We start from the raw sequence: 22,018 nt of genomic DNA on the forward strand, positions 1-22,018 counted from the left end.
CATAAAACGTATTAACTCTGTATAAATAAAAAAAATGCCAAAGAATTCAAAACTAAAGTCGATACTAATTATTGGGTCTGGGCCAATTATTATTGGACAAGCCTGTGAATTTGATTATTCAGGATCACAAGCTTTAAGATCATTACGTGAAGATGGAATTGAAACGATTTTAATTAACTCCAACCCGGCAACAATTATGACCGATCCTTCAATGGCCGATCATGTTTATCTTTTGCCGCTGAATACAAAATCGATAATTAAAATATTAAAAGAACATCCTCAAATTGATGCTGTTTTACCAACAATGGGTGGACAGACCGCATTAAATTTGGCTATTGAAGCAGATGAAAAAGGTATTTGGGAAGATTTTGGAGTAGAATTAATAGGTGTTAATATCGATGCTATTAATATTACAGAAGATAGAGAGCAGTTTAGAGAGCTCATGGGGAGAATTGGCGTTCCAATGGCACCACAAGCTACTGCTACATCATTTTTAAAAGGTAAAGAAATAGCTCAAAAATTTGGTTTCCCATTATGCATTCGTTCCTCATTTACTTTAGGCGGTGCAGGTGCTGCAATTGTTTACGAAGAGAAAGATTTTGATAAACTTTTACGTAATGGCTTAGAAATTTCTCCAATCCATGAAGTAATGATTGATAAGGCATTACTTGGATGGAAAGAGTATGAATTAGAGTTACTTAGAGATTCAAATGATAATGTTGTTATTATTTGTTCTATTGAAAATATGGATCCTATGGGAATTCATACTGGAGATTCAATAACCGTAGCCCCAGCAATGACTTTAAGCGATAGAACTTACCAACGTATGCGAGATATGGCAATTCATATGATGCGTAGTATAGGTGATTTTGCTGGTGGATGTAATGTACAATTTGCCGTTTCGCCAGATGAAAAGGAAGATATTATTGCCATTGAAATTAACCCACGAGTTTCACGTTCTTCAGCATTGGCAAGTAAAGCTACTGGTTATCCTATTGCAAAAATTGCAGCTAAATTAGCTTTAGGTTATCATTTAGATGAATTAAGTAATCAAATTACAAAATCTACTTCGGCCTTATTTGAGCCAACTCTAGATTATGTAATTGTGAAAATACCACGTTGGAATTTTGACAAGTTTGAAGGTTCAGATCGTACTTTAGGACTTCAAATGAAGGCTGTTGGTGAGGTTATGGGTATTGGGAGATCGTTTCAAGAAGCGCTTCATAAAGCGACGCAATCTCTAGAAATTAAACGTAATGGTTTGGGTGCAGATGGCAAAGAAAACACCAATTACGAACAAATTATAGAAAAGCTTACATATGCATCATGGGATCGTGTATTTACTATTTATGATGCAATAAAAATGGGAATTCCGTTAAGCAGAATTTACGAAATTACTAAAATAGATATGTGGTTCTTAAAGCAATACGAAGAGCTATATTTCTTAGAGAGAGAAATTTCTACTTTTAACATTGATACCATTGAAAAAGAATTACTTCTTGAAGCGAAGCAAAAAGGTTATGGCGATCGCCAAATAGCACACATGCTTGGTTGTTTAGAAAGTGCAGTATATACAAAACGTGAAGAATTAGGTATTAACCGTGTTTATAAGTTGGTTGATACCTGTGCGGCAGAGTTTGAAGCAAAAACACCTTATTATTATTCAACTTTTGAAAGTGATATGGAAACCGCTGATGGTAACCGTTTTGCTCATAATGAAAGTGTAGTTTCAGATAAAAAGAAAATTATTGTTTTAGGTTCTGGACCAAACCGTATTGGTCAAGGTATCGAGTTCGATTATTGTTGTGTTCACGGAGTGTTGGCAGCTGCCGAATGTGGTTATGAAACCATTATGATTAACTGTAACCCAGAAACCGTTTCAACCGATTTTGATACTGCCGATAAGTTATATTTTGAGCCAGTATTCTGGGAGCATATTTATGACATTATTAAGCATGAAAAGCCCGAAGGTGTTATTGTTCAATTGGGTGGACAAACTGCCTTAAAATTGGCTGAAAAATTAGATAGATATAATATTAAAATTATTGGAACAAGTTACGAGTCGTTAGATTTAGCTGAAGATAGAGGGAGTTTCTCTACTTTATTAAAAGAAAACAACATTCCTTACCCTAAGTTTGATACTGCCGAAACGGCCGATGAAGCTTTAGCAGTTGCCAAAGAATTAGATTTTCCAATTCTTGTAAGACCATCTTATGTATTAGGAGGTCAAGGTATGAAAATTGTAATTAACGAACAAGAACTTGAAAAACATGTTGTAAGTTTATTACAGAGTATACCAAACAACAAGTTACTTTTAGACCATTATTTAGAAGGCGCTATTGAAGCTGAAGCCGATGCGATTTGTGATGGTGAAGAGGTTTATATTATTGGTATAATGGAACATATTGAGCCTTGTGGTATTCATTCAGGAGATAGTAATTCTACTTTACCACCATTTAATCTAGGCGAATTTGTAATGCAGCAAATTAAAGACCATACTAAAAAAATTGCTTTAGCACTAAATACAGTTGGTTTAATAAATATTCAGTTTGCCGTTAAAGATGATACAGTTTATATTATTGAGGCTAACCCACGTGCATCTAGAACTGTTCCTTTTATAGCTAAAGCTTATGGAGAGCCTTATGTGAATTATGCTACTAAGTTAATGTTGGGTGAGAAAAAGGTAAAAGATTTTACGTTTAACCCACAATTGGAAGGTTATGCTATTAAACAACCGGTATTCTCATTCAATAAATTCCCGAATGTAGATAAAACATTAGGTCCAGAAATGAAGAGTACGGGAGAAAGTATCTTATTTATTGATAGCTTAAAAGATGATGAGTTTTACGATTTATATTCAAGACGTAAAATGTACTTGAGTAAATAAAAATATGTTATTTAACGGAAAAAAGTCGCTTTTTAGCGACTTTTTTTATGTTTTATAGTGTGCTGATTATCAAAATTTAGCCTAAATTGCAATCAGAATAATTTTTTAATTCAATAACTATTTAACCTAAATTTTATTTAAATGTTTACCAGCCAATATCGATTTGCGTGCATTTTATCGCTTTGTTTTCTATTTGGAAAACTTACAAACGGACAAGTTTTAACCCAAGAACAAATTAATAATGGACAATGCGGATCGGACTTATTTCATAAGCATAAATTGGAAACCGACGAGACTTACAGGTTAAATCACCAAAGAGCGATGGGAACTTTTAATAAAGTTTCTGCAAGCAATGCCAAAACGGCTAATGGTATTTTACAAGTACCTGTTGTGGTCCATGTAATGCATAAAGGAGAAGAAATTGGTAGTGGAACAAATATTTCGGATGCCGATGTTAAGCGTGGTTTACGATATTTAAATAACTATTGGAGAAAAGTATCTGGTACTTATGGCGATGGTGATGGTGTCGATATGAAAATAGAATTTGCACTAGCCGTACAAGATGAGAATGGAAATTGTACCAACGGTATAAACCGTGTAGATATGAGCGGAGTTGCTTCTTATGTTGCTAACGGAGTGAATAGATCAAACTCCGATGGATTAGCCGATTATAGTGGTGACAGCGCAATTAATTCGTTAAAAGAATATGGAAATTGGAATCCTAATAACTATTATAATGTTTGGCTTGTCGACGAAATTGATAATGCAAATTGTTACAGCGGTGGTACTTATACTGCCGGATATGCTTATTTTGCAGGAGCTCATGGCGAAGGCTACGACGGTTCTGTGGTTTTAACCTGCTCATTTTTAAATGAAGCTTCATCAACTTGGGCACACGAAATGGGGCATGCTTTTAACTTACCACATACTTTCGATGGCGATGATGCAAATGGCGATGGTGTTGGAGACCAATGTGGAGACGATGGTATTTTTGATACACCTAGCCATATTAGAACTTCTTCAATTAGTCCTTCAATTTATTACGATTGCGAAACTACAGATGTTAATTCTTGCGACCCTTCGTTTAACGAAACTATAAATCCAGATACAGGGTTTGTTAGAAATTCAGGAACGCATCAAGATCATATGCATAATTATATGGATTATACGGGGTGTTCTTCCGAGTTTACCGGTGGGCAACGTACTGTAGTAACAAATGCTTTAACCACAACAAGGGCTTCGTATTTATCAAGTCCAGCATTAACACCAGCTAATACGGCTACTGTGTTTTTCTCAGCTTCAGCTTCAACTGCTTGTTTGGGAGAAAGTGTCACTTTTACAGATGAATCTAGTTGTACTCCAAATACATATACAAATAATGGTTACGATAACGTAAGTTTTTCATGGACTTTCGATAACGGTGTGGATACTCCTTATACATCAACCTTACAGAATCCTTCTATAACATTTACAAATTCGGGAGTTTACGATGTAACTTTGGAGGTAACCAACCCGGAAGGCACAACAAGTTTAACAAAAACAAGTTATATTGCAGTAACTTCTGGTGTGGCAGCTACCTGTGAAATATCAAGTGCTAACGACGGTTCTAATTTTAGTGTTGGTGTTACAAACATAATTTTTAATACTATAAATAATAGTACAACTACTGCAATTCCCGAAGGTGCTTTAAATGATTTTACTTGCGATTATAATACCTCAGTATTTTTAGGTGAATCTTATGATTTAGAAGTAGATTACAAATCAAGATCTCAATTTAATCAATATTTAGAGGTCTGGATTGATTGGGATAATAATGGCTCGTTCGATGCTATTAACTCTCAAGGTGATAGTGAAATGGTGCTTTCCGATAATATTATTCCTAGCTACACAGGAACAGCAACGGCGAGTGTTACACCTCCAATTTCAGCTACTTTAAATACGTTGCTTCGTATGCGTGTTGTTACAGATGTAGACAGAAGTCCTGTAACTTGCGGCAATGGCTATGTATTACGTGCCGATGATTACGGTGTGTATGTTAAACCGGCGTGTACAGCGCCTACTGCAGGAATTACTAATAATTCCTCAACAACTGTTTTAACTTGTACAGAGCCGTCTATTAGTTTAACAGCTACTGGTGGCGCGAGTTATAGTTGGGATAATAATAAAGGCATTGATGCAACTATTTCGGTTACTGAGCCTGGAACTTATACTGTTATCGTTACATCGTTTGATGGGTGTACAGAAACCGAAAGTATTGTAATTACAGAAAACAAACCTATGCCAACTGCTGAAATTACTGCCGAAGACGGACAAACAGCATTTAATTGCGATATTGCATCTATAAACTTAACTGCATCGGGAGGTGTAAGTTATGTTTGGGATAATGGTTTAGGTACAAATGCCAGTATATCGGTTACCGAACCTGGAATTTATGCGGTAACTGTAACCGATGCAAACGGGTGTGCCGATACAGAAAGTATTGAAATAATTAATAGTAAAACTGAAGCCAATTGCGAAGTAAGCAGTACTAACGATGGAGGTAATTTTGGTTGTGGTGTTACAAATTTAACTTTTAATACAATTGATAATACAACATCAACTTATATTCCAGATGGTGCGCTTAACGATTTTATTTGCTCAAATAATACAACTATAATTGCAGGAAATAGCTACCAGCTTGATGTAACTTATAAATCTAGAATCGATGGCTCTGCGTATTTAGAAGTCTGGATAGATTGGGATAGTAATGGCGAATTCGAAACATCAAATTCTAATGGAAGTAACGAGCAAGTTTTAATCGATAATATTGGCTCAAACTCAACAAATACGGTAAGTACAAGTGTTACCGTTCCCACTACAGCAACTTTAAATACACTTTTAAAAATGCGTGTAGTAACCGATCATAACCGATCTCCGGTTGTTTGTGGTAATGGTTTTGTTTTACGAGGCGACGATTATGGTGTTACAGTATCTAATGCCTTAAATGTAGCTGAAGTTCTTTCGGAAGAGAATCGTTTTAAAATTTATCCAAATCCGGCTAACAATTATTTAAATGTGTTTTTAAGTAATTCTGAAAAAATTACATCTTTTAAAATTTACGATGTTTTCGGAAAAACAGTTTGGGAAAACGAATTACAGCGAAGCGAGCAAATTAACATAAGTAAATTGCAAACAGGGTTTTATTTTATAAAAGTAAAAACCGAAACTAAAGATTACGTGAGTAAATTTTTAAAAGAATAGAGAAGCTTCCAATTCTGTTATAAAAAGATAAAATATGTTGTTCTGATTGATTTTAGAACAACATATTTTTTTTATATCTAGTATGAACTAAAAAGGAGGTATAGACTGTTTATTATAAATCTATCATAACATTATGCTGTTTTACAACATCTAGATAATCTGCAATTTTAAATTGAGAAGAATTATATTTTGATGTTCGATGTTTAGACTGTTCTTGTCTAGCAATACTTCTAGCAAAACGCCTAACGCTATCTACAGTGTTTAAAATTATACCTGGAACTTTAGCGTTATTACCGTTGGCATCTTTAGCAACCATAGTGAAATAAGAAGAGTTACAATGTTTTTTCTCTCCACTTTGTATGTTCTCAGATTCTACACGTAAACCAACTACCATTGAGGTGTTTCCTGTGTAATTTACGGAGGCCTTCAAAGTTACAAGTTCTCCAACTTCAATAGGGTTTAAAAAATCTACACGATTTACCGATGCCGTTACACAGTAATGGCCAGAATGTTTTGAGGCACAAGCAAAAGCAATTTGATCCATTAAATTTAAAATATGCCCACCATGAATTTTACCACTAAAATTAGAGTGAGAGGGTAACATTAATTCTGTTATAGATACTTGGGAGTCTTCAATGTTTTTAAACATATATAAATGGTTTTTTAGTCCTCGTCTTGAGCACGTTTTATAATAGCTTCTGGAAGTGCTTTTTTGGCTTTTGCTCCCATTTTTTTAAGTTTTTCTACGCTGGTAATTAGGTTTCCACGGCCTTCAACTAATTTATTCATGGCCGCAGAATAATCGGTTTTGGCAGCATCAATTTTTTTACCAACCCCAGTTAAATCTTTTACAAGGCCTTCAAATTTATCGTAAAGTGCACCAGCTTGTCTAGCAATTTCAATGGCGTTTTGTTGTTGCTTTTCGTTGGTCCACATGCTATCAATGGTTCTTAATGTAGCAAGTAATGTAGACGGAGTTACAATAACAATATTTTTTTCGAAAGCTTTGTTGTAAATAGTGTTGTCTTCGTTTACAACTACAGCAAAAGCGGGTTCTATAGGTATAAACATTAACACAAAATCGGGCGATTCCATGTTGTATAAATCCTGGTAGTTTTTTTCAGAAAGTTGATCTACGTGGCGTTTTACCGAATTTACATGCGCTTTTAAAAAGGATAACTTGTCGTCATCATCGGCATTTACAAAGCGTTCGTAATCGGTTAAAGAAACTTTACTGTCAATTATCATTTTTTTGCCATCGGGTAAATGCAAAACCACATCGGGCATTACGCGCGAATTATCTTCTCGGGTAAAACTTTGTTGTACAAAATATTCGCGGTCTTTTTCTAAACCAGATTTTTCTAAAACACGCTCTAAAACTAATTCGCCCCAATTTCCTTGCATTTTGCTATCGCCTTTTAGTGCACGGGTAAGGTTGGTAGCCTCTTTAGTCATTTGCTGGTTTAGGTCTTTTAAACCTAATAATTGTTCTTTTAAAGCCGAATGCATACTAATGCTTTCCTTTTGTGTTAAATCAACCTTTTCTTCAAACGTTTTTATTTTTTCTTGTAACGGACTTAAAATATTTTTTATGTTTTCTTTATTCTGAATAGTGAATTTTTCAGATTTTTCATCTAGAATTTTAGTAGCTAAAAGTTCAAAATCCTTACGTAGTTGTTCTTGGCGTTCTTCAAGTTCTTTATCACGTTTAAGGTTTTGTTGTTGTAGGTTTTCAAACTCCGAATTTCTTCTAGCCAGTTCGGTGTTTAAAAAATCTTTTTCACGCCTAATATCTTCGCGTTCTTTTTCAATTTTGGTTAGGGTTTCTTTTAACTCGTTTATTTTTTGTTCAAAATTGATGTTTTGCTTTTCGTTTTCGGTGGCATGCAATGTTTTTAAGTCTTCAATTTGAAGCTGTAAGTTACTATTACGCTCTTCTAAAGTGCTTTTTTCGGTTTTACTTTTAAGTTTAGCAATGGTTACACCAATATACCCACCAACTAAGGCAGAAACTAAAATAGCTAGAATAAGAATTAAGCTGTCGTTCATTTAAAATTTAGATTTTATCAAATATAATTTTTTATGAAGAAATGTCCTTAAGTAAAGTTCTATTTCTTCACTTTAAAACTACCTGTAATTTCATCAAAAGCAATTAAATCATCAGGGAAAAGTGTGTTGAATACACCTTGTTCAATTAAATTACAAGGTGAATCAAAATTAATTTTGTTAGTATTCATTACAATCATTTTATCACATAATTGGATAGCTAAATCTATTTCGTGAGAAGAAAAAAGAATGGTTTTGTTGGTAGTTGTTGCTAATTTTTGAAGCAATTTTAAAATATAAGCTTTGTGATACATGTCGAGATGTGTGGTTGGTTCATCTAAAATTATAAGGCTTGTATCTTGTGCTAAAGCGCGGGCAATCATTACTTTTTGTAGTTGTCCGTCGCTAAGTTCAAAACATTTTTTGTGTTTTAGCTCTTCAATATTAATAATGTTTATGGCGTGGTTAACTGTTTCTAAATCTTGCTGTGTTAAGTTACCAACCCAATTTGTGTAAGGTTGCCTACCAAGAGTTATTAACTCGAAAACGGATAGATTTTTAGCGGCTAAAGGTTCGGTTAAAACAACGCTTAGTAATTTTGATAGTTCTAAATTAGAACATTTATTTAAGTTTTTATTTTCAATAAAAATGCTTCCGTTTAAAACCGGAATATTTTTAGTTAATGTTTTTAATAATGTAGATTTTCCAATACCATTAGCACCAACTAAACCAATAAGTTGTCCTTTTTCAAGCTGAATATTGATGTTTTTAGCAACACAAACCTGATCTTTTTTGGTTTTGTAACCAACAGAAAGGTTTTCAGTTTTAAGAATGGTATGTTTATGATCTTCTTTCATCTATTAAATGTCACATTATCGCTTTTAAATTTATGTTTTAAGCTTTAGTTTTCAAAACACCATTTTTTGTTTTCTTACGAGTAACCAAATTACAACAGGTGCTCCAACTAGGCAAGTTATAGCATTAATAGGTAAAGTGTATTCTAAACCTGGTAGTTGAGCGATAGTATCGCAAATAAGCATAATTATGCTGCCTAATAAAAATACAGCAGGTAATAATATTTTGTGGTTTGAGGTGGTGAATATTTGTCGTGTTATATGCGGAATAGCTAAACCAACAAAAGCAATTGGGCCTGCAAAAGCGGTAATAGTTCCAGCTAATAAACTTGTGGCAATTATTATAGTTAATCTTGTTTTTTTTAGGTTTATCCCTAAGCTTTTTGCATAATTATCACCTAATAATAAAGTGTTTAAAGCTTTAATTGAAGCCAAACTTAAAAGTAACCCAATACTATATATTATTGAAAAAATCACTAATTCATGCCACGACAAATTACCTAGTGAGCCAAATCGCCAAAACACAAATTGTTGCAGTTCTTCGGCGCTAGAGAAATAGGTGAGTACACTAATTATAGCGGCAGTTATACTTCCAAACATAAGCCCGATAATTAATAAAGCCATAGTGTCTCTTACTTTAGTTGAAACAATTAAAACGGTAAGCAATACTAAAAAACTACCCAAACTAGCAGCAATAACAATGCTCCATTTCGATATTAAAACACCTGCCATAACACCTCCAAAAAACGAAGCGCCCATTATAGCTAGAGCTACGCCTAAACTTGCTCCAGAAGTTATGCCTAATACAAATGGGCCAGCTAAAGGATTTTTAAATAAGGTCTGCATAAGTAAGCCCGAAATACCTAAACCTGAACCAACTATTATAGCTGTTAGTGCTTTAGGTAGACGGTAGTTGATTACGATAAAATTCCAAGAAGAATTTTCTGGAACTTGCTCCATTACAATACCAAAAATGGATTTTAAAGGAATTAAAACCGAACCCAAACTAATATTTATAATAAAGCAAAGAATAAGTACTAGCGTAAGTACTAAAAATGGGGTTTTATATGCTGCGTGCTGTTGCAATTAATTTAACGGTTTAAAAAAGTAAAGTTCGTAGTTTGGTAAAACTTCTGGGTGTGCAATTTTAATAATATCTTTTAAAACTAAATCTGGACGAAGTGGTCCAAGTTCAAAATATATTAAGCCACCGGTTTCACTTATTTGTTTTGTGTAGCTATAAATGTTATTGTTTTTGTAAGCATTAAAAAAAGTATAACCATTGTATTGGCTTTCCATTTCTGTTTTATTGTTAAAAAGGCCAGCTCCAATCCATAAATTAGCCGTTTTTGCTTTTTCAAGTACGTTTTCTAAGTTAAGTTGTAAACTACCAGTAGAGGTGTTGTTTTTCCAAATATAATTTGTGTTGGCATCTTCTAAAAATTTAGCCATAAAACTTTGTCCTCCAGGAACATTCCAAATGTCTTTAAACATCGACCCAGAGAAAACTGTTGGTTGTTTCATGGTTTTAGCAGCGAGTTGTTTCACCTTTAAATAATTGGCTTCAATAGCTTCAAATATAGTTTGTGCTTCGTCGTCTTTATTAAAAAATGCTGCGATAAATTTTATCCATTCTGCTCTGCCAAGAGGATGATTTTCGGTCCAAGCGCCATCAATTACAACCGGAATATTAAAGCGCTCAATTTGGTTTAAACTTTTATTGTTTCCGTTAACGGAGTGCCCAATAACTAAATCGGGTTGTAAGGCTAGAAGCAATTCCGTGTTAATGTCTGCTTCACTGTTTAAATCTTTTACAAGGCCCTGTTCAATGCGGGTTCTGGTTTTTTTTGAAGAAATAAAATTAGTGTTCGGGAAACCTACTAATTTGTCTTCAACTTCCAGAAATTCTAAAGCAGGAACATTAGTGGTAGATGTTACAACTAGTTTGTTAATAGGTGTTTTTATAACCGTTTTGTTTTTTAAAGCTTCAGGAATGGTTTTATTTTTATTTACCAAATAATAAGTAAATGTTTTATTGCTATTTGGCCAAGGCGATGTAACAGTAAGCGTTTTATAAGTGTCGTGATTTTCAATAGTAAAACCTTTGGCGTAAGTTACGTTTTGGGTTTGTTCTAATTTTACTTTTTGCGCATTCGTTTTTGTGCTGTTTTCTTTACAGGAAAATAACATAAATGTGCTTAAAAGCGTTAAAAAATATAATCGCATAACTCTCGTTTCGAAAATCAAAGGTCTTTAATTTTTTTTAATTACTACTTTAAAACTGCGTATTTTCGCTATTAAAACTATAGAATATGAAAGTGTCTTCGTTTATGCCTGCGGTTACCCAAATGATTTATGATATGGGTTTACAAGATGATTTACAAGGTGTTACTTTTGAGTGTCCTGCAGAAGCATTGCAAGAAAAGCAAGTGGCTGTACGATATAAATTAGAAGGAAAAACATTAACAAGCGAAGAAATAAATATCATTTTTTCTGAAACTAAAGCAGCTGGAGAAACTTTATACTATGTTGATGAAGCTGTATTAGAAACCATATCGCCAGACATTATTTTTACACAAGATGTTTGTGATGTTTGCCAAATAGACACCGCATGTGTGGCGGCTTCGGCATACAAATTACCTAAAATTCCTGAGCTAATTTCTATTACTCCAAATAGTTTAAATGATGTTTTTGATAATGCTTTAACCATTGCCAAAGCCATGAATAACGAAGCTGTTGGGTTAAAATATGTAGAAGGTTTAAAACAGCGTATTTACAATATAGTTGATAAGCAAAGAGCGCTCAAAATACAATCTAAAAGTGTGGCTTTATTAGAATGGATAGATCCTATTTTTAATTGCGGGCATTGGATTCCGCACCAAATTGGTTACGCAGGCGGTATAGATTTGTTATCGCATCCGTCGGGCGATAGTATTGTTATTCCTTTTGATAAAATTGTAAAATACAATCCAGAAGTTATAGTAATAGCGCCTTGTGGTTACACTACAGCGCGTACTTTACAAGATATGCACTTTTTAGAAAAACATCCGGAATGGGAAAACTTAAGAGCTGTTAAAAATAAACAAGTTTATATTGCCGATTTCGATATGTTTACGCAGTCTTCAGCAGGAACATTGGTAAATGGTATAGAATGTTTAGCAGCTATGATTCATCCAGAACATTTTGAAGCACCACAACATTTAGCTTCGAAATTTTGTAATTATAATGCATTAAAATCTTATAAATAATAAAAAATACAATACATTTGTGCCGAATTTTGGTTCGACATAGTATGAGATCCCAAAACAAGTTTGGGACGACTACGTCGATTAAAAGGGAATCTGGTGAAAATCCAGAGCTGTTCCCGCAACTGTAAGTTTATGCCAATGTCACCCTGAGCCCAGTCGAAGGGGAGTGTTGGTGCCTCACCAAGAGGGTGTTATTTACTTCAAACCACTGGTTTTTTTACTGGGAAGGTCAAATAGCATAAAATAAGTCAGGAGACCTGCCAAATTTCATAATTAATTAATAAAACTTTCGGGATAAAAGTTTAGTAATTTTATGAAACACAAAGCACTCTTTTTAGTTGCAAGTATTTTTAGCACCCTAAGTTTTGCTCAAAACGATAGTTTGGTTAATCGTTTGGAGGAAGTTGTGGTTACTGCCGATACAAAATTGCAGGTTCACTCTGTTGGTTACAAAGTAGAGCGCTTAAACGATTCTGTAATTTTAAAAAATACTGAGTCGTTTACCAATTTACTTAGGTTTAATATGCCAATTTATTTGCGTGAATACGGTTCGGGAGGCACTAGTTCGGCAAGTTTTAGGGGCACAAGTTCATCAAACACTGCTGTAATTTGGAATGGTATAAATATAAATTCTGTAAATAGTGGGCAAACAGGTTTTAACAGTTTAACGGTTACTTTGTTTGATGGTGTAGATGTAAGAAGCGGTGGCGGAAGCATTGAGTACGGCTCGGGAGCTATTGGTGGCACTATTCACTTAAACGATAATTTAAAGTTTACCCAAAATACAAGGTTTAAAAACCACACCTTATTTTCGGTTGGAAGTTACAATACTTACCAAGGGTTACACAAACTAAAGTTTTCTAATAAAAAAATAGCAATAAACGCAGGAGTATCGTACAATAGTTCAAATAACGATTATCCTTGGTTAAACACCGATTATAAAAATACAAACGGTGCTTATAGTAATTTAGCTTTAAATTTTAGTGGTTCATTTTATTTAAATAAACAATCGCAACTTAATTTTTATACAGCAAATTATAATGGCGAACGTTTTTTTTCTAGCGAATTACCCAATCCAACTGCGGCAAACGACAAGTATCAAGATTTTAGTAATAGAAATTTACTAGTTTACACCAACAAAGGTGTTGCATTTAATCATGAAGCAAAACTAGCTTACTTAACACAAGAGTATCGCTATTTTGACGATAAAAACTCCAGTAACTTTAATTTTGGTAAGTCTAAACGCATGTTGGTAAACTATAATTTAAAGTATAGTTTTAATAAAATAAGAGCAAGTATAACGTCGTTTTCAGAGTTTGAAAATATTTATGGAAGTACCGATTTAATTTCCGTACAAAACCGTAGGCAGTTTTCACAATCTGTAGTTTACAATCAAAATCTTCAACAAAAAATAGCTTTTGAAGCTAAAATTAGAAAAGATTTTAATACCGATTATTCAGTGCCATTTACTTATGCTTTGGGAATAAATTACAAAGTCCATTCATCATGGTATTTAAGAGTTAATGGATCAAAGAATTACAGGGTGCCAACTTATAACGATTTGTATTGGCCAGGACAAGGTAATCTAGATTTAATTCCCGAAACCGCTGCACAAGGTGAATTAGGCTTAGGTTTTAAAAACAATAAATTTTCTGCCGATTTAGGAGTGTTTTATATTGCTACAAAAGATAAAATAGTTTGGACACCAAATGGCGATGAAGACAGGCCAGGTGTTTGGGTGCCCATAAATCTATCTGAAGTAAATAATAAAGGCGCAGAATTAGCTTTAAGTTATAACGAAACATTTCACAATCATAAGCTTCAATTTAACTTTAATTACAGTTATACCGAAGCTATAGATGCTTCAACAGATAAGCAAACTATTTACACACCAAAACACTTGTTGAATTTTAATTTATCCTACAATTACAAACGTTTTTCAGGTTTTTATCAGCAGTTATATAATGGTAAAGTTTACACTACCGCGAGTAATTCCGAAGATTTTATTGTTCCAGATTATGCTATAGCCAATGCAGGAATAAATTTTAAAGTATTACACACCAAAGTAAACACATTACAGTTGGGAGTTAAAGTAAATAACCTGTTTAACAAATATTACGTAATACAACCCAGGCGACCAATGCCAAACAGAAATTTTAATATAAACGTTAACTATACATTTTAAATTATGAAAATTAATAAATTACTAACTTCAATTTTTATTTTAAGCATTTTATGCTTCACGTCTTGTAGTGAAGACGATACAGATTCTGAGCCAAGAGGCGATTACGAAAACGGTATTTTAATTAGCGGCGAAGGAAGCCCTAGTACAGGAACAGGTTCTGTGTCTTTCGTGTCTAACGATTTTACGGTTGCCGAAAACTTAATTTATAAAACCGTTAATAATGTAGAACTTGGTACCTTTTTACAATCGATGGCTTTTGATGATGACAATGCTTATTTAGTTGTAGATAACGCCAATACAGTTACTGTTGTAGATAGATATACTTTTGAATATAAAGGTGAAATATCTACCGATTTAGAATTACCAAGATTTATGGTAGTTGCAGATAATAAAGGTTATATAACCAACTGGGGAAGTACTTCGGATGATACAGATGATTTTGTAGCTGTAATAGATTTAGCTACGTATACCGTTGAAAAAACAATTAGCGTGGGTAACGGGCCAGAACGAATTGTTGAAAGTAACGGTAAGCTATACGTTTCTCATAAAGGTGCTTATACTACTAATAATATTATTTCGGTTATTAATATTGAAGATGATAGTGTTACCGAAATAGAAGTAAAAGACAACCCAGACGAACTTGCTTTTAACAGTTCGGGAGATTTAGTTGTTCTGTCTGAAGGAAGAACAATTTATGATGCTAATTGGAATGTTATAGGCCATACTTTGGCAAGTATTTCTACAATCGATACTAGTAGTTTAGCGGTAGATCAAGAAGTGGTTTTTGCAGAAGGCGATCATCCATCATTAATGGTTATTGATAATGAAACTATTTACTACGCTTTAAGCGGAAGTATTTACGAAATAGGTGTAACTGACACAGCGTTATCAAGCACCTCAATTTTTACGGCAGAAGGATATTTGTATGGAATGGAAGTAGAAGATGATAATATTTATTTGCTAAATGCAAACTTTTCAGATTTAAGTACTTTAAATGTTTACAGTTTAGAAACGTCTGAGCAAGTTTCAACACAATCTGTTGCACTAGGGGCTTCAAAAATTTATTTTAATTAAAATTAGAATCACGAAATTTTGTTTTAAAATGATGAAACATTCTTTTTAAAATAAATACTGTGGTAACTAATAATATTACTATGCTAAGTTGTTTTGTACAAAAATCAGTATGTGTTTAACTTTAGGTGAGAGACAAAGTTAAACTCCAAAGGCCGCCCGAGGGTGGCCTTTTTTTTATGGTATTAAATCGCAATACCAAACACCATAATTTTCGGTGTTACAAATGGCATCGTTGGTTTTTGGTTGTTTGTATTCTCGGTATACTTTTTCTCCAATAGTAAAATGTACCGGATTTTTAAAAATAGGTCCATCGAAACAAAACGTGTGAAATTCACCATTTTCTCCACAAGGATCTACACCGTTGGGTAAATTATCTATAAAATGTTTATCTATAACCGTGCCTACAAAATCCTCATTAAAAAACTTAGAGTTAGCACAAACTATAATGGTTTTAAAACCTAAATCTAAAAATTTGTTTAAAAGTGTTTTAGTATCCCGTTTCCAAATTGGAAAAACGGCCTTAAAATTTAGTTTTGCTAATTGGTTTTCGCGGTAATCTCTTAAATCTTCTAAAAAAATATCACCAAAAGCGCTATGAGTAAAACCATTATTCTTTAATGTGTTTAAAGATGCTGTAATTTTTTGCTCATAAATTTCCATACTAGGCATTTCGGGTAGTTCAATTAAATTTAAAGGAATACCTAAGGCTTTGGTTTGCTGTATTAAAAGTTCGGTTCTAAGGCCATGCATAGAAACACGGTTGAAATGGCTGTTTACTGTGGTTATTAATTTCTCGACACTGTAATTTTTGTCTTGTAATAAATAATATAAAGCCAAAGCAGAGTCTTTACCAGAACTCCAGTTAAAGTATGTTTTATGCATTAGTGTGTTAGTCTATTCTCATGCCGCCATCTAACGGATTAAAGTCATTACTATCTTTAATAAAAATTAAAGATGAATTAAAGTTGGTTTCCGGTTTTGTTGCAGCCGATTTTCCTGTAGAATTTTCAATGTCTTCCAAAGCTAATGCAAGCATAGGTTCGTTCTCGTCGCCTAAAACACCTAGATTGGTTGGGCTTTCTGTATACTCGAAACCAACGCTTGGTGTTAACCCTGTACTTGGTACTTGCTCGTTATTTTTATTTACACCATTTGCAACAAGCGGTTGCATAGCGTAAGTATGATTTTGGTTTGCACCTGTTCTGCCAAAATTAGGAGAATCGTAAAGCGTTACAGAAGCTTGGGTTTTTCCAATGGTATTTTCGCCAATATGCACGACGTTAATATATGGACGTAATCCGTTAATTAGACCTTCGCTTGCCGATGCCGATTTATCGGTTGCTAAAACGTAAACCTTTTCTAGGTTTAAACTGTTTATACTGCCACCTTCTTCTATTTGGTTGGTAAAAAGATAGTCGCTTTCTTCGAAGTTATCGTTTCTAACCAGTTTTGTGAAAATTTGTCCTGTATGTTGTCCGGTTATCATACTTGCTAAATAGGTTTCTGTAGATACGCTTCCTCCTGGGTTGTAACGTAAATCTAGAACTAAATGGTTGACGTTGTTTGCTTTAAAATTTGCAAAAATGCTATTTAGTTCGTTTTCAGATCCTGATGTAAAACTGTTGTAAAGTATGTAGCCTACATTTTGCCCACCAACGGTTAGTATGTTAGTTGTGTGTACAGGATTTTCGGTATACGTTGATTTTGTTAAACTCGCTGTTGTTCCGTTTGCAACTATGGTGTCGTCGGTAGTATCGGTTGTGCCATTATCATTATAATCTGCAAAACTTAGGGTGTAAGTTGATTGGCTTAGTAGTTGGGTGTAATTATTTACGGTTAATGTTTCATCGTCTATGGCATAAAATATATCGCCTCGTTTTACACCGCTTACACTAGCATCGGTATTTGGTAAAATTAAGCGTACCACACCAACAAGATTACTGGTGCTGTTAGGAGCTAAATATAAGCTGTACTCTACACCATTTGTTGTATAAACGCCACTAAATTGTGCTTCTAAGGCAATATAATCGTCGGTTATCCAGCTAAAACGATCGGTGTTTTCGGAATCGTAAATTAAACTTTCAAATAAAGCTTCTGGCGAGTTGTAGCTGCTTAAATAATCGCTGTATTCTGTATTACTTGCGAAACGATCGTCTGCAAGGTCTGGAATATTTTCTTTATACAGATAAAATATATTCATGCCACTCCAAACAAAATCTTTTACTTCTACAGAAACGGCTTCAGGATTTGTGATATCGTCTCCATCTTCGAAACAGCTTGTTGCTAAAATTAAGATGGCAAATAAAAGTAGGGTAGATTTTAAGTGTTTCATGCTATTATTTTTCGTATTAGTCTGTAAACTTTAAAAGTATTTACAATATTGTGTAATTTAAAATTTATTTAATGAAAATGAAGCACCGGACTTTGGAATGTTAAAATATAAACCATTTAAACGAAAACTTTGGCTAGCAACTGCGTAAGGGATTGAAGCGGCATCCTTTTTTGAGGTACAAGAAAAAGATTTAGCGTAAAGCCTGACCACGCCCAAATGCGTGGTTACGCCCATATTTTATTTTTTTTTAGATTGGATGTAACAAAATAAATACTGCGTCGTCGTAATTACAAATAGCAGAAATAAACCAGCTGCTTTTAATGAAACCAAACCAAAAATGACTCAAACAGAGTTTTTAAATATTGTAATGCCTTTTAAGGATAAAGTGTTTAGGGTGGCGAAACGCTTACTTATAAGTACGGAAGAGGCTGAAGATGCAACCCAAGAGATTCTGTTAAAGTTGTGGAAAAACAAAAAGAAAATGCAGGAGTATAAAAATATTGAGGCTTTTTCTATGACGATGACAAAGAATTTTTGTTTCGACAAATTAAAATCGAAACAGGCACAGAATCTTAAAATTGTACACAGCAATTACGAAGATGGGAATACGCCTTTGCAAAAACAGGTTGAACTTAACGATAGCGTTAATTGGGTGGCTAAAATTATTGAAGAATTGCCAGAACAACAACGTTTAATTGTGCAACTAAGAGATATAGAAGAATACGATTTGGATGAGATTGCAAAAATGCTGGAAATGAATAATACGGCAGTGCGTGTAAACTTATCGAGAGCGCGAAAAACAATACGAGAAAAATTAACTAATACACATAATTATGGTATTAAATAATATAGAAAAATTACTAGAAAAGTACGATAACGGCGAAACTAGCTTAAAGGAAGAGCAATTGTTAAAAAACTATTTTACAAGCGACAATGTGGCTCCGCATTTAGAAATGTATAAACCTATGTTTGCGTATTTTTTGGTAAACCAACAAGAACAATTTACTAAAGACGTTCCATTAAAAACTACTAGAAAATTTAATTATAAATGGATTTCGGTCGCAGCGGTAGCGGTTCTTATGTTAGGGTTTTATTTTGGTACAACAGCGAGTAAAGATGAGTTGGGTACTTACCAAGACCCACAATTGGCCTATAATGAGGTGGCAAAATCGTTAGAAATGATTAGTAAAAGCTTTAATAAAGGCACAGCAACGGTTGGATATTTAAATGAGGTAAATAAAGGTGCTTCTACCTTAAATTACTTGAATGAAATTGAAAATTCAACCAGCATTATTTTTAAATAATAATAAGTATAAAAAAACATTAAAAACAGTAAAAAACAAGAACAATGAAAAATAAATTAATAGTATTTGTATTAGCCGTAATGTTATTACCATTAACAGGTATGGCGCAAAAAGATATTTTTGAGAAGTATAGCGATAACGCGAATGTAACCTATGTAAACATTAAGCCTAAAATGTTTCAGATGTTAGCAAAAATTAATATTGATGTAGACGATCCGGAAGCTCAGGCTTATATGGATATGGTTAAAAGCATTACCAGTTTTAAAACCATTGTAACCGATAATGCCACAATTGCTGCCGATGTATCGAAATGGGTAGGTTCGCGCGCTAGTGCTCTAGAAGAACTTATGGAAGTTAAAGACGATGGTACAACAGTAAATTTTTATGTAAAAGAAGGAAAAGATGCCGACCACGTTAAGGAACTTTTAATTTTTGTTAATGGCATTGATAAGGTTATGGAAGACAAAATTGAAATTAATGGTAAGCAACGCAAAATTGAAACTGTTGTTGTGTCTTTAACTGGCGATATCGATTTAAACGAAATATCGAAACTTACTTCTAAAATGAATATTCCTGGAGGCGAGCATTTAGATAAAAAATAAGAAAACAAACCATCAATCATGAAACGAACAATCAGAAACCTTTTATTAGTTGTAATTACCGCCGTTTTTTTAACAAGTTGCGGTAACGAACCGAGCTTACAGCAGTATTATGTAAACCATCAAGAATCGGTAAATTTTATAAGTCAAGATTTTCCATTATCGATGATAGAAATTGATAAAACCGATTTTACCGAAGAACAGATGGAAGCTTACGAGTCGGTTAAAAAGTTGAATTTTTTAGGATTTAAATCCAATGCAACAAATGCAGAAATGTATAACGAAGAAATTGCGAAAGTGAAAACCATTTTAGCAAACGAAAAATACAACGATTTAATGGAGTTTAGCGATCGAGGTAATAAAGTTGTTGTGAAATATTTAGGTAAAGAAGATGAAGCCGATGAGGTAATTGTTTTTGGGAGTTCGAAGGAAACAGGTTTTGGACTCGTACGAGTTTTAGGAAACGATATGAGCCCAGAAAAAATGATGACCTTAATAAATGCGTTTCAGAAGGCTAATATTGATGAAAAACAAATTGAAAATATTATAAGTTTCTTTAAATAATTTATAGTTAAATGTTGATATTAAAAAAGCTTCCTAAAAAGGAAGCTTTTTTAATTATAATAAATTCTGAAAATTATTCTTCTAAATTTTCATTTTGGTTTTTAAATCCGGAGCGAAAAACGTTAATTACTATTGCAAAAAATAATAAGGTTAACACGGTTAAAACTATAAAATTATCAAGTATATCTAATAAACCACAAACGAAAAAACCGCAGGCTAAAATTCCTGAAACGACTAAAGTTTGTTGGTTGTTTAACATCATAATTTTAAATACCAGTATAATTACTTGGTGTAATTGCTTTTAATTCTGTTTTAATTTCGTTTGAAACCTCTAAGGTATCAATAAAATTTGAAATAGAATTTTGGTTTATTTTTTCGTTTGTTCTGGTTAAACCTTTTAAGGCTTCGTACGGGTTTGGGTAACCTTCGCGACGTAAAATAGTTTGTATGGCTTCGGCAACAACAGCCCAATTGTTTTCTAAATCTTCGGCAAATTTACTTTCGTTTAAAAGTAGTTTGTTTAATCCTTTTAAAGTGGATTTAAAACCAATTAATGTATGCCCAAAAGGTACACCAACATTACGTAAAACGGTACTGTCTGTTAAATCGCGTTGTAAACGAGAAATAGGTAATTTAGCAGCTAAATGCTCGAAAATAGCGTTGGCAATGCCTAAATTTCCTTCAGAGTTTTCAAAATCTATTGGGTTTACTTTGTGTGGCATGGCGCTACTACCAACTTCACCTTTTTTAATTTTTTGTTTAAAGTAATCCATGGCAACGTATGTCCAAACATCACGATCTAAATCGATAATAATGGTGTTAATACGTTTTAAAGTATCAAATAAAGCTGCCATGTGGTCGTAATGCTCAATTTGCGTAGTAGGGAAGGAGTGTTGTAATCCTAATTTTTCTTGTACAAATTTAGATCCGAAGGCTTTCCAGTCAATATTTGGGTAAGCGACGTGGTGCGCATTAAAGTTACCTGTTGCACCACCAAATTTAGCAGCACTTGGTATATCGTTAAGTAAATTAAATTGCTCTTGTAAGCGTACTACAAAAACGTCAATTTCTTTACCTAAACGTGTTGGCGATGCTGGTTGCCCGTGTGTACGTGCTAACATAGAAACGCTAGCCCACTCGGTTACTAATTCTTTTAGTCTATTTAAAACAGTTAAGTATTCTGGCACATAAACATCGTTCATGGCTTCTTTAATACTTAATGGAATTGCTGTGTTATTAATGTCTTGAGAAGTTAATCCGAAGTGAATAAATTCTTTAAATTCAGATAAACCTAAAGCGTCAAATTTTTCTTTAATAAAATATTCAACCGCTTTAACATCGTGGTTGGTTACTTTTTCTATGTCTTTAATTGCTGTAGCGTCTTCAGCTGTAAAATTTTTGTAAATAGCTCTTAAATCTTCAAAAATAGCCGAATCCACATTATCTAATTGCGGTAACGGAATTTCACAAAGTGCGATAAAGTATTCTATTTCTACTAAAACGCGGTATTTAATTAAGGCTTCTTCAGAAAAATAAGGGGCTAAAGCGTTTGCTTTATTTCTATAACGACCATCAATTGGTGAGATGGCATTTAATGTTGAAAGTGACATATTTATGTGTGTTGTTTTAAAAGGGCAAATATAGTTTTTTTAAGCGATAAACGTTAGGGCTTGATTTCCAAATTT

At 33.5% G+C, this 22,018-nt stretch carries 19 protein-coding genes and 1 riboswitch; of the genes, 9 read left to right on the forward strand and 10 right to left on the reverse strand.

The window, feature by feature from the left end:
* The first annotated feature begins 34 nt into the window (after positions 1–34).
* Both carB and PW52_RS14535 read left to right on the forward strand, forming a co-directional pair.
* Positions 35–2,887, forward strand: a complete 2,853-nt coding sequence (carB, locus tag PW52_RS14530; protein WP_044633701.1) for a carbamoyl-phosphate synthase large subunit — start codon at positions 35–37, stop codon at positions 2,885–2,887.
* A gap of 141 nt (positions 2,888–3,028) precedes the next feature.
* The gene (locus tag PW52_RS14535; protein WP_044633702.1) at positions 3,029–6,127 is read left to right on the forward strand and encodes a GEVED domain-containing protein; all 3,099 of its coding nucleotides are present in this window, start codon (positions 3,029–3,031) and stop codon (positions 6,125–6,127) included.
* Positions 6,128–6,239: 112 nt separating this feature from the next.
* Here PW52_RS14535 and PW52_RS14540 read toward each other — a convergent pair whose 3' ends face one another.
* The 5 genes from PW52_RS14540 to PW52_RS14560 are packed head-to-tail and all read right to left on the reverse strand — an operon-like array spanning position 6,240 to position 11,253.
* Entirely contained in the window at positions 6,240–6,776 is a 537-nt protein-coding gene (locus PW52_RS14540; protein ID WP_044633703.1) for an acyl-CoA thioesterase, read from the reverse strand.
* A gap of 14 nt (positions 6,777–6,790) precedes the next feature.
* Positions 6,791–8,176: a DNA recombination protein RmuC gene (gene rmuC, locus PW52_RS14545; protein WP_044633704.1), complete on the reverse strand. Its 1,386-nt coding sequence runs from the start codon at positions 8,174–8,176 to the stop codon at positions 6,791–6,793.
* A gap of 59 nt (positions 8,177–8,235) precedes the next feature.
* Positions 8,236–9,030 carry an ABC transporter ATP-binding protein gene (locus PW52_RS14550; RefSeq protein ID WP_044633705.1) on the reverse strand — a complete coding sequence of 265 codons (795 nt, stop codon included), beginning with the start codon at positions 9,028–9,030 and terminating at the stop codon, positions 8,236–8,238.
* Positions 9,031–9,081: 51 nt separating this feature from the next.
* Entirely contained in the window at positions 9,082–10,113 is a 1,032-nt protein-coding gene (locus PW52_RS14555; protein ID WP_044633706.1) for a FecCD family ABC transporter permease, read from the reverse strand.
* Positions 10,114–11,253, reverse strand: a complete 1,140-nt coding sequence (locus PW52_RS14560) for an ABC transporter substrate-binding protein (RefSeq protein WP_044633707.1) — start codon at positions 11,251–11,253, stop codon at positions 10,114–10,116.
* Between the two features lie 86 nt (positions 11,254–11,339).
* Here PW52_RS14560 and PW52_RS14565 point away from each other — a divergent pair, with 86 nt between their 5' ends.
* From PW52_RS14565 to PW52_RS14575, 3 genes are all read left to right on the forward strand, one after another.
* Complete coding sequence (locus tag PW52_RS14565; protein ID WP_044633708.1) at positions 11,340–12,275, forward strand: ABC transporter substrate-binding protein; 936 nt, start codon at positions 11,340–11,342, stop codon at positions 12,273–12,275.
* 13 nt (positions 12,276–12,288) lie between these two features.
* Positions 12,289–12,554, forward strand: a riboswitch (cobalamin riboswitch).
* A 34-nt stretch (positions 12,555–12,588) separates the two neighbouring features.
* Positions 12,589–14,460 (forward strand): TonB-dependent receptor plug domain-containing protein, encoded by a 1,872-nt coding sequence (locus tag PW52_RS14570; protein WP_044633709.1) that lies wholly within the window; start codon positions 12,589–12,591, stop codon positions 14,458–14,460.
* Between the two features lie 3 nt (positions 14,461–14,463).
* Positions 14,464–15,534, forward strand: a complete 1,071-nt coding sequence (locus tag PW52_RS14575; protein ID WP_044633710.1) for a YncE family protein — start codon at positions 14,464–14,466, stop codon at positions 15,532–15,534.
* A 174-nt stretch (positions 15,535–15,708) separates the two neighbouring features.
* Here the strand turns inward: PW52_RS14575 and PW52_RS14580 are convergent, their stop codons facing one another.
* The 3 genes from PW52_RS14580 to PW52_RS17570 are packed head-to-tail and all read right to left on the reverse strand — an operon-like array spanning position 15,709 to position 18,100.
* Entirely contained in the window at positions 15,709–16,416 is a 708-nt protein-coding gene (locus PW52_RS14580) for a Dph6-related ATP pyrophosphatase (RefSeq protein ID WP_044633711.1), read from the reverse strand.
* Between the two features lie 7 nt (positions 16,417–16,423).
* Positions 16,424–17,866: a S41 family peptidase gene (locus tag PW52_RS14585; protein ID WP_044633712.1), complete on the reverse strand. Its 1,443-nt coding sequence runs from the start codon at positions 17,864–17,866 to the stop codon at positions 16,424–16,426.
* A gap of 57 nt (positions 17,867–17,923) precedes the next feature.
* On the reverse strand, positions 17,924–18,100 hold the full coding sequence (locus tag PW52_RS17570) for a hypothetical protein (protein WP_165586782.1): 177 nt from the start codon (positions 18,098–18,100) through the stop codon (positions 17,924–17,926).
* Between the two features lie 103 nt (positions 18,101–18,203).
* Here PW52_RS17570 and PW52_RS14590 point away from each other — a divergent pair, with 103 nt between their 5' ends.
* The 4 genes from PW52_RS14590 to PW52_RS14605 are packed head-to-tail and all read left to right on the forward strand — an operon-like array spanning position 18,204 to position 20,333.
* The gene (locus PW52_RS14590; RefSeq protein WP_044633713.1) at positions 18,204–18,713 is read left to right on the forward strand and encodes an RNA polymerase sigma factor; all 510 of its coding nucleotides are present in this window, start codon (positions 18,204–18,206) and stop codon (positions 18,711–18,713) included.
* The gene (locus tag PW52_RS14595) at positions 18,700–19,170 is read left to right on the forward strand and encodes a hypothetical protein (protein ID WP_044633714.1); all 471 of its coding nucleotides are present in this window, start codon (positions 18,700–18,702) and stop codon (positions 19,168–19,170) included. Before PW52_RS14590 ends, PW52_RS14595 begins: the two co-directional genes overlap by 14 nt.
* Positions 19,171–19,214: 44 nt before the next feature.
* On the forward strand, positions 19,215–19,772 hold the full coding sequence (locus PW52_RS14600; protein WP_044633715.1) for a DUF4252 domain-containing protein: 558 nt from the start codon (positions 19,215–19,217) through the stop codon (positions 19,770–19,772).
* A gap of 18 nt (positions 19,773–19,790) precedes the next feature.
* Positions 19,791–20,333, forward strand: coding sequence for a DUF4252 domain-containing protein (locus PW52_RS14605; protein ID WP_044633716.1), 543 nt, complete (start codon positions 19,791–19,793; stop codon positions 20,331–20,333).
* Between the two features lie 73 nt (positions 20,334–20,406).
* On the opposite strand, the gene PW52_RS14610 is transcribed toward PW52_RS14605, so the two are convergent.
* Positions 20,407–20,595, reverse strand: coding sequence for a hypothetical protein (locus PW52_RS14610; protein WP_044633717.1), 189 nt, complete (start codon positions 20,593–20,595; stop codon positions 20,407–20,409).
* Between the two features lie 4 nt (positions 20,596–20,599).
* Entirely contained in the window at positions 20,600–21,943 is a 1,344-nt protein-coding gene (gene purB, locus PW52_RS14615) for an adenylosuccinate lyase (protein WP_044633718.1), read from the reverse strand.
* Between the last annotated feature and the right edge of the window lie 75 nt (positions 21,944–22,018).

Source organism: Neotamlana sedimentorum, from assembly GCF_000943565.1.
Classification (GTDB): Bacteria; Bacteroidota; Bacteroidia; order Flavobacteriales; family Flavobacteriaceae; genus Neotamlana; species Neotamlana sedimentorum.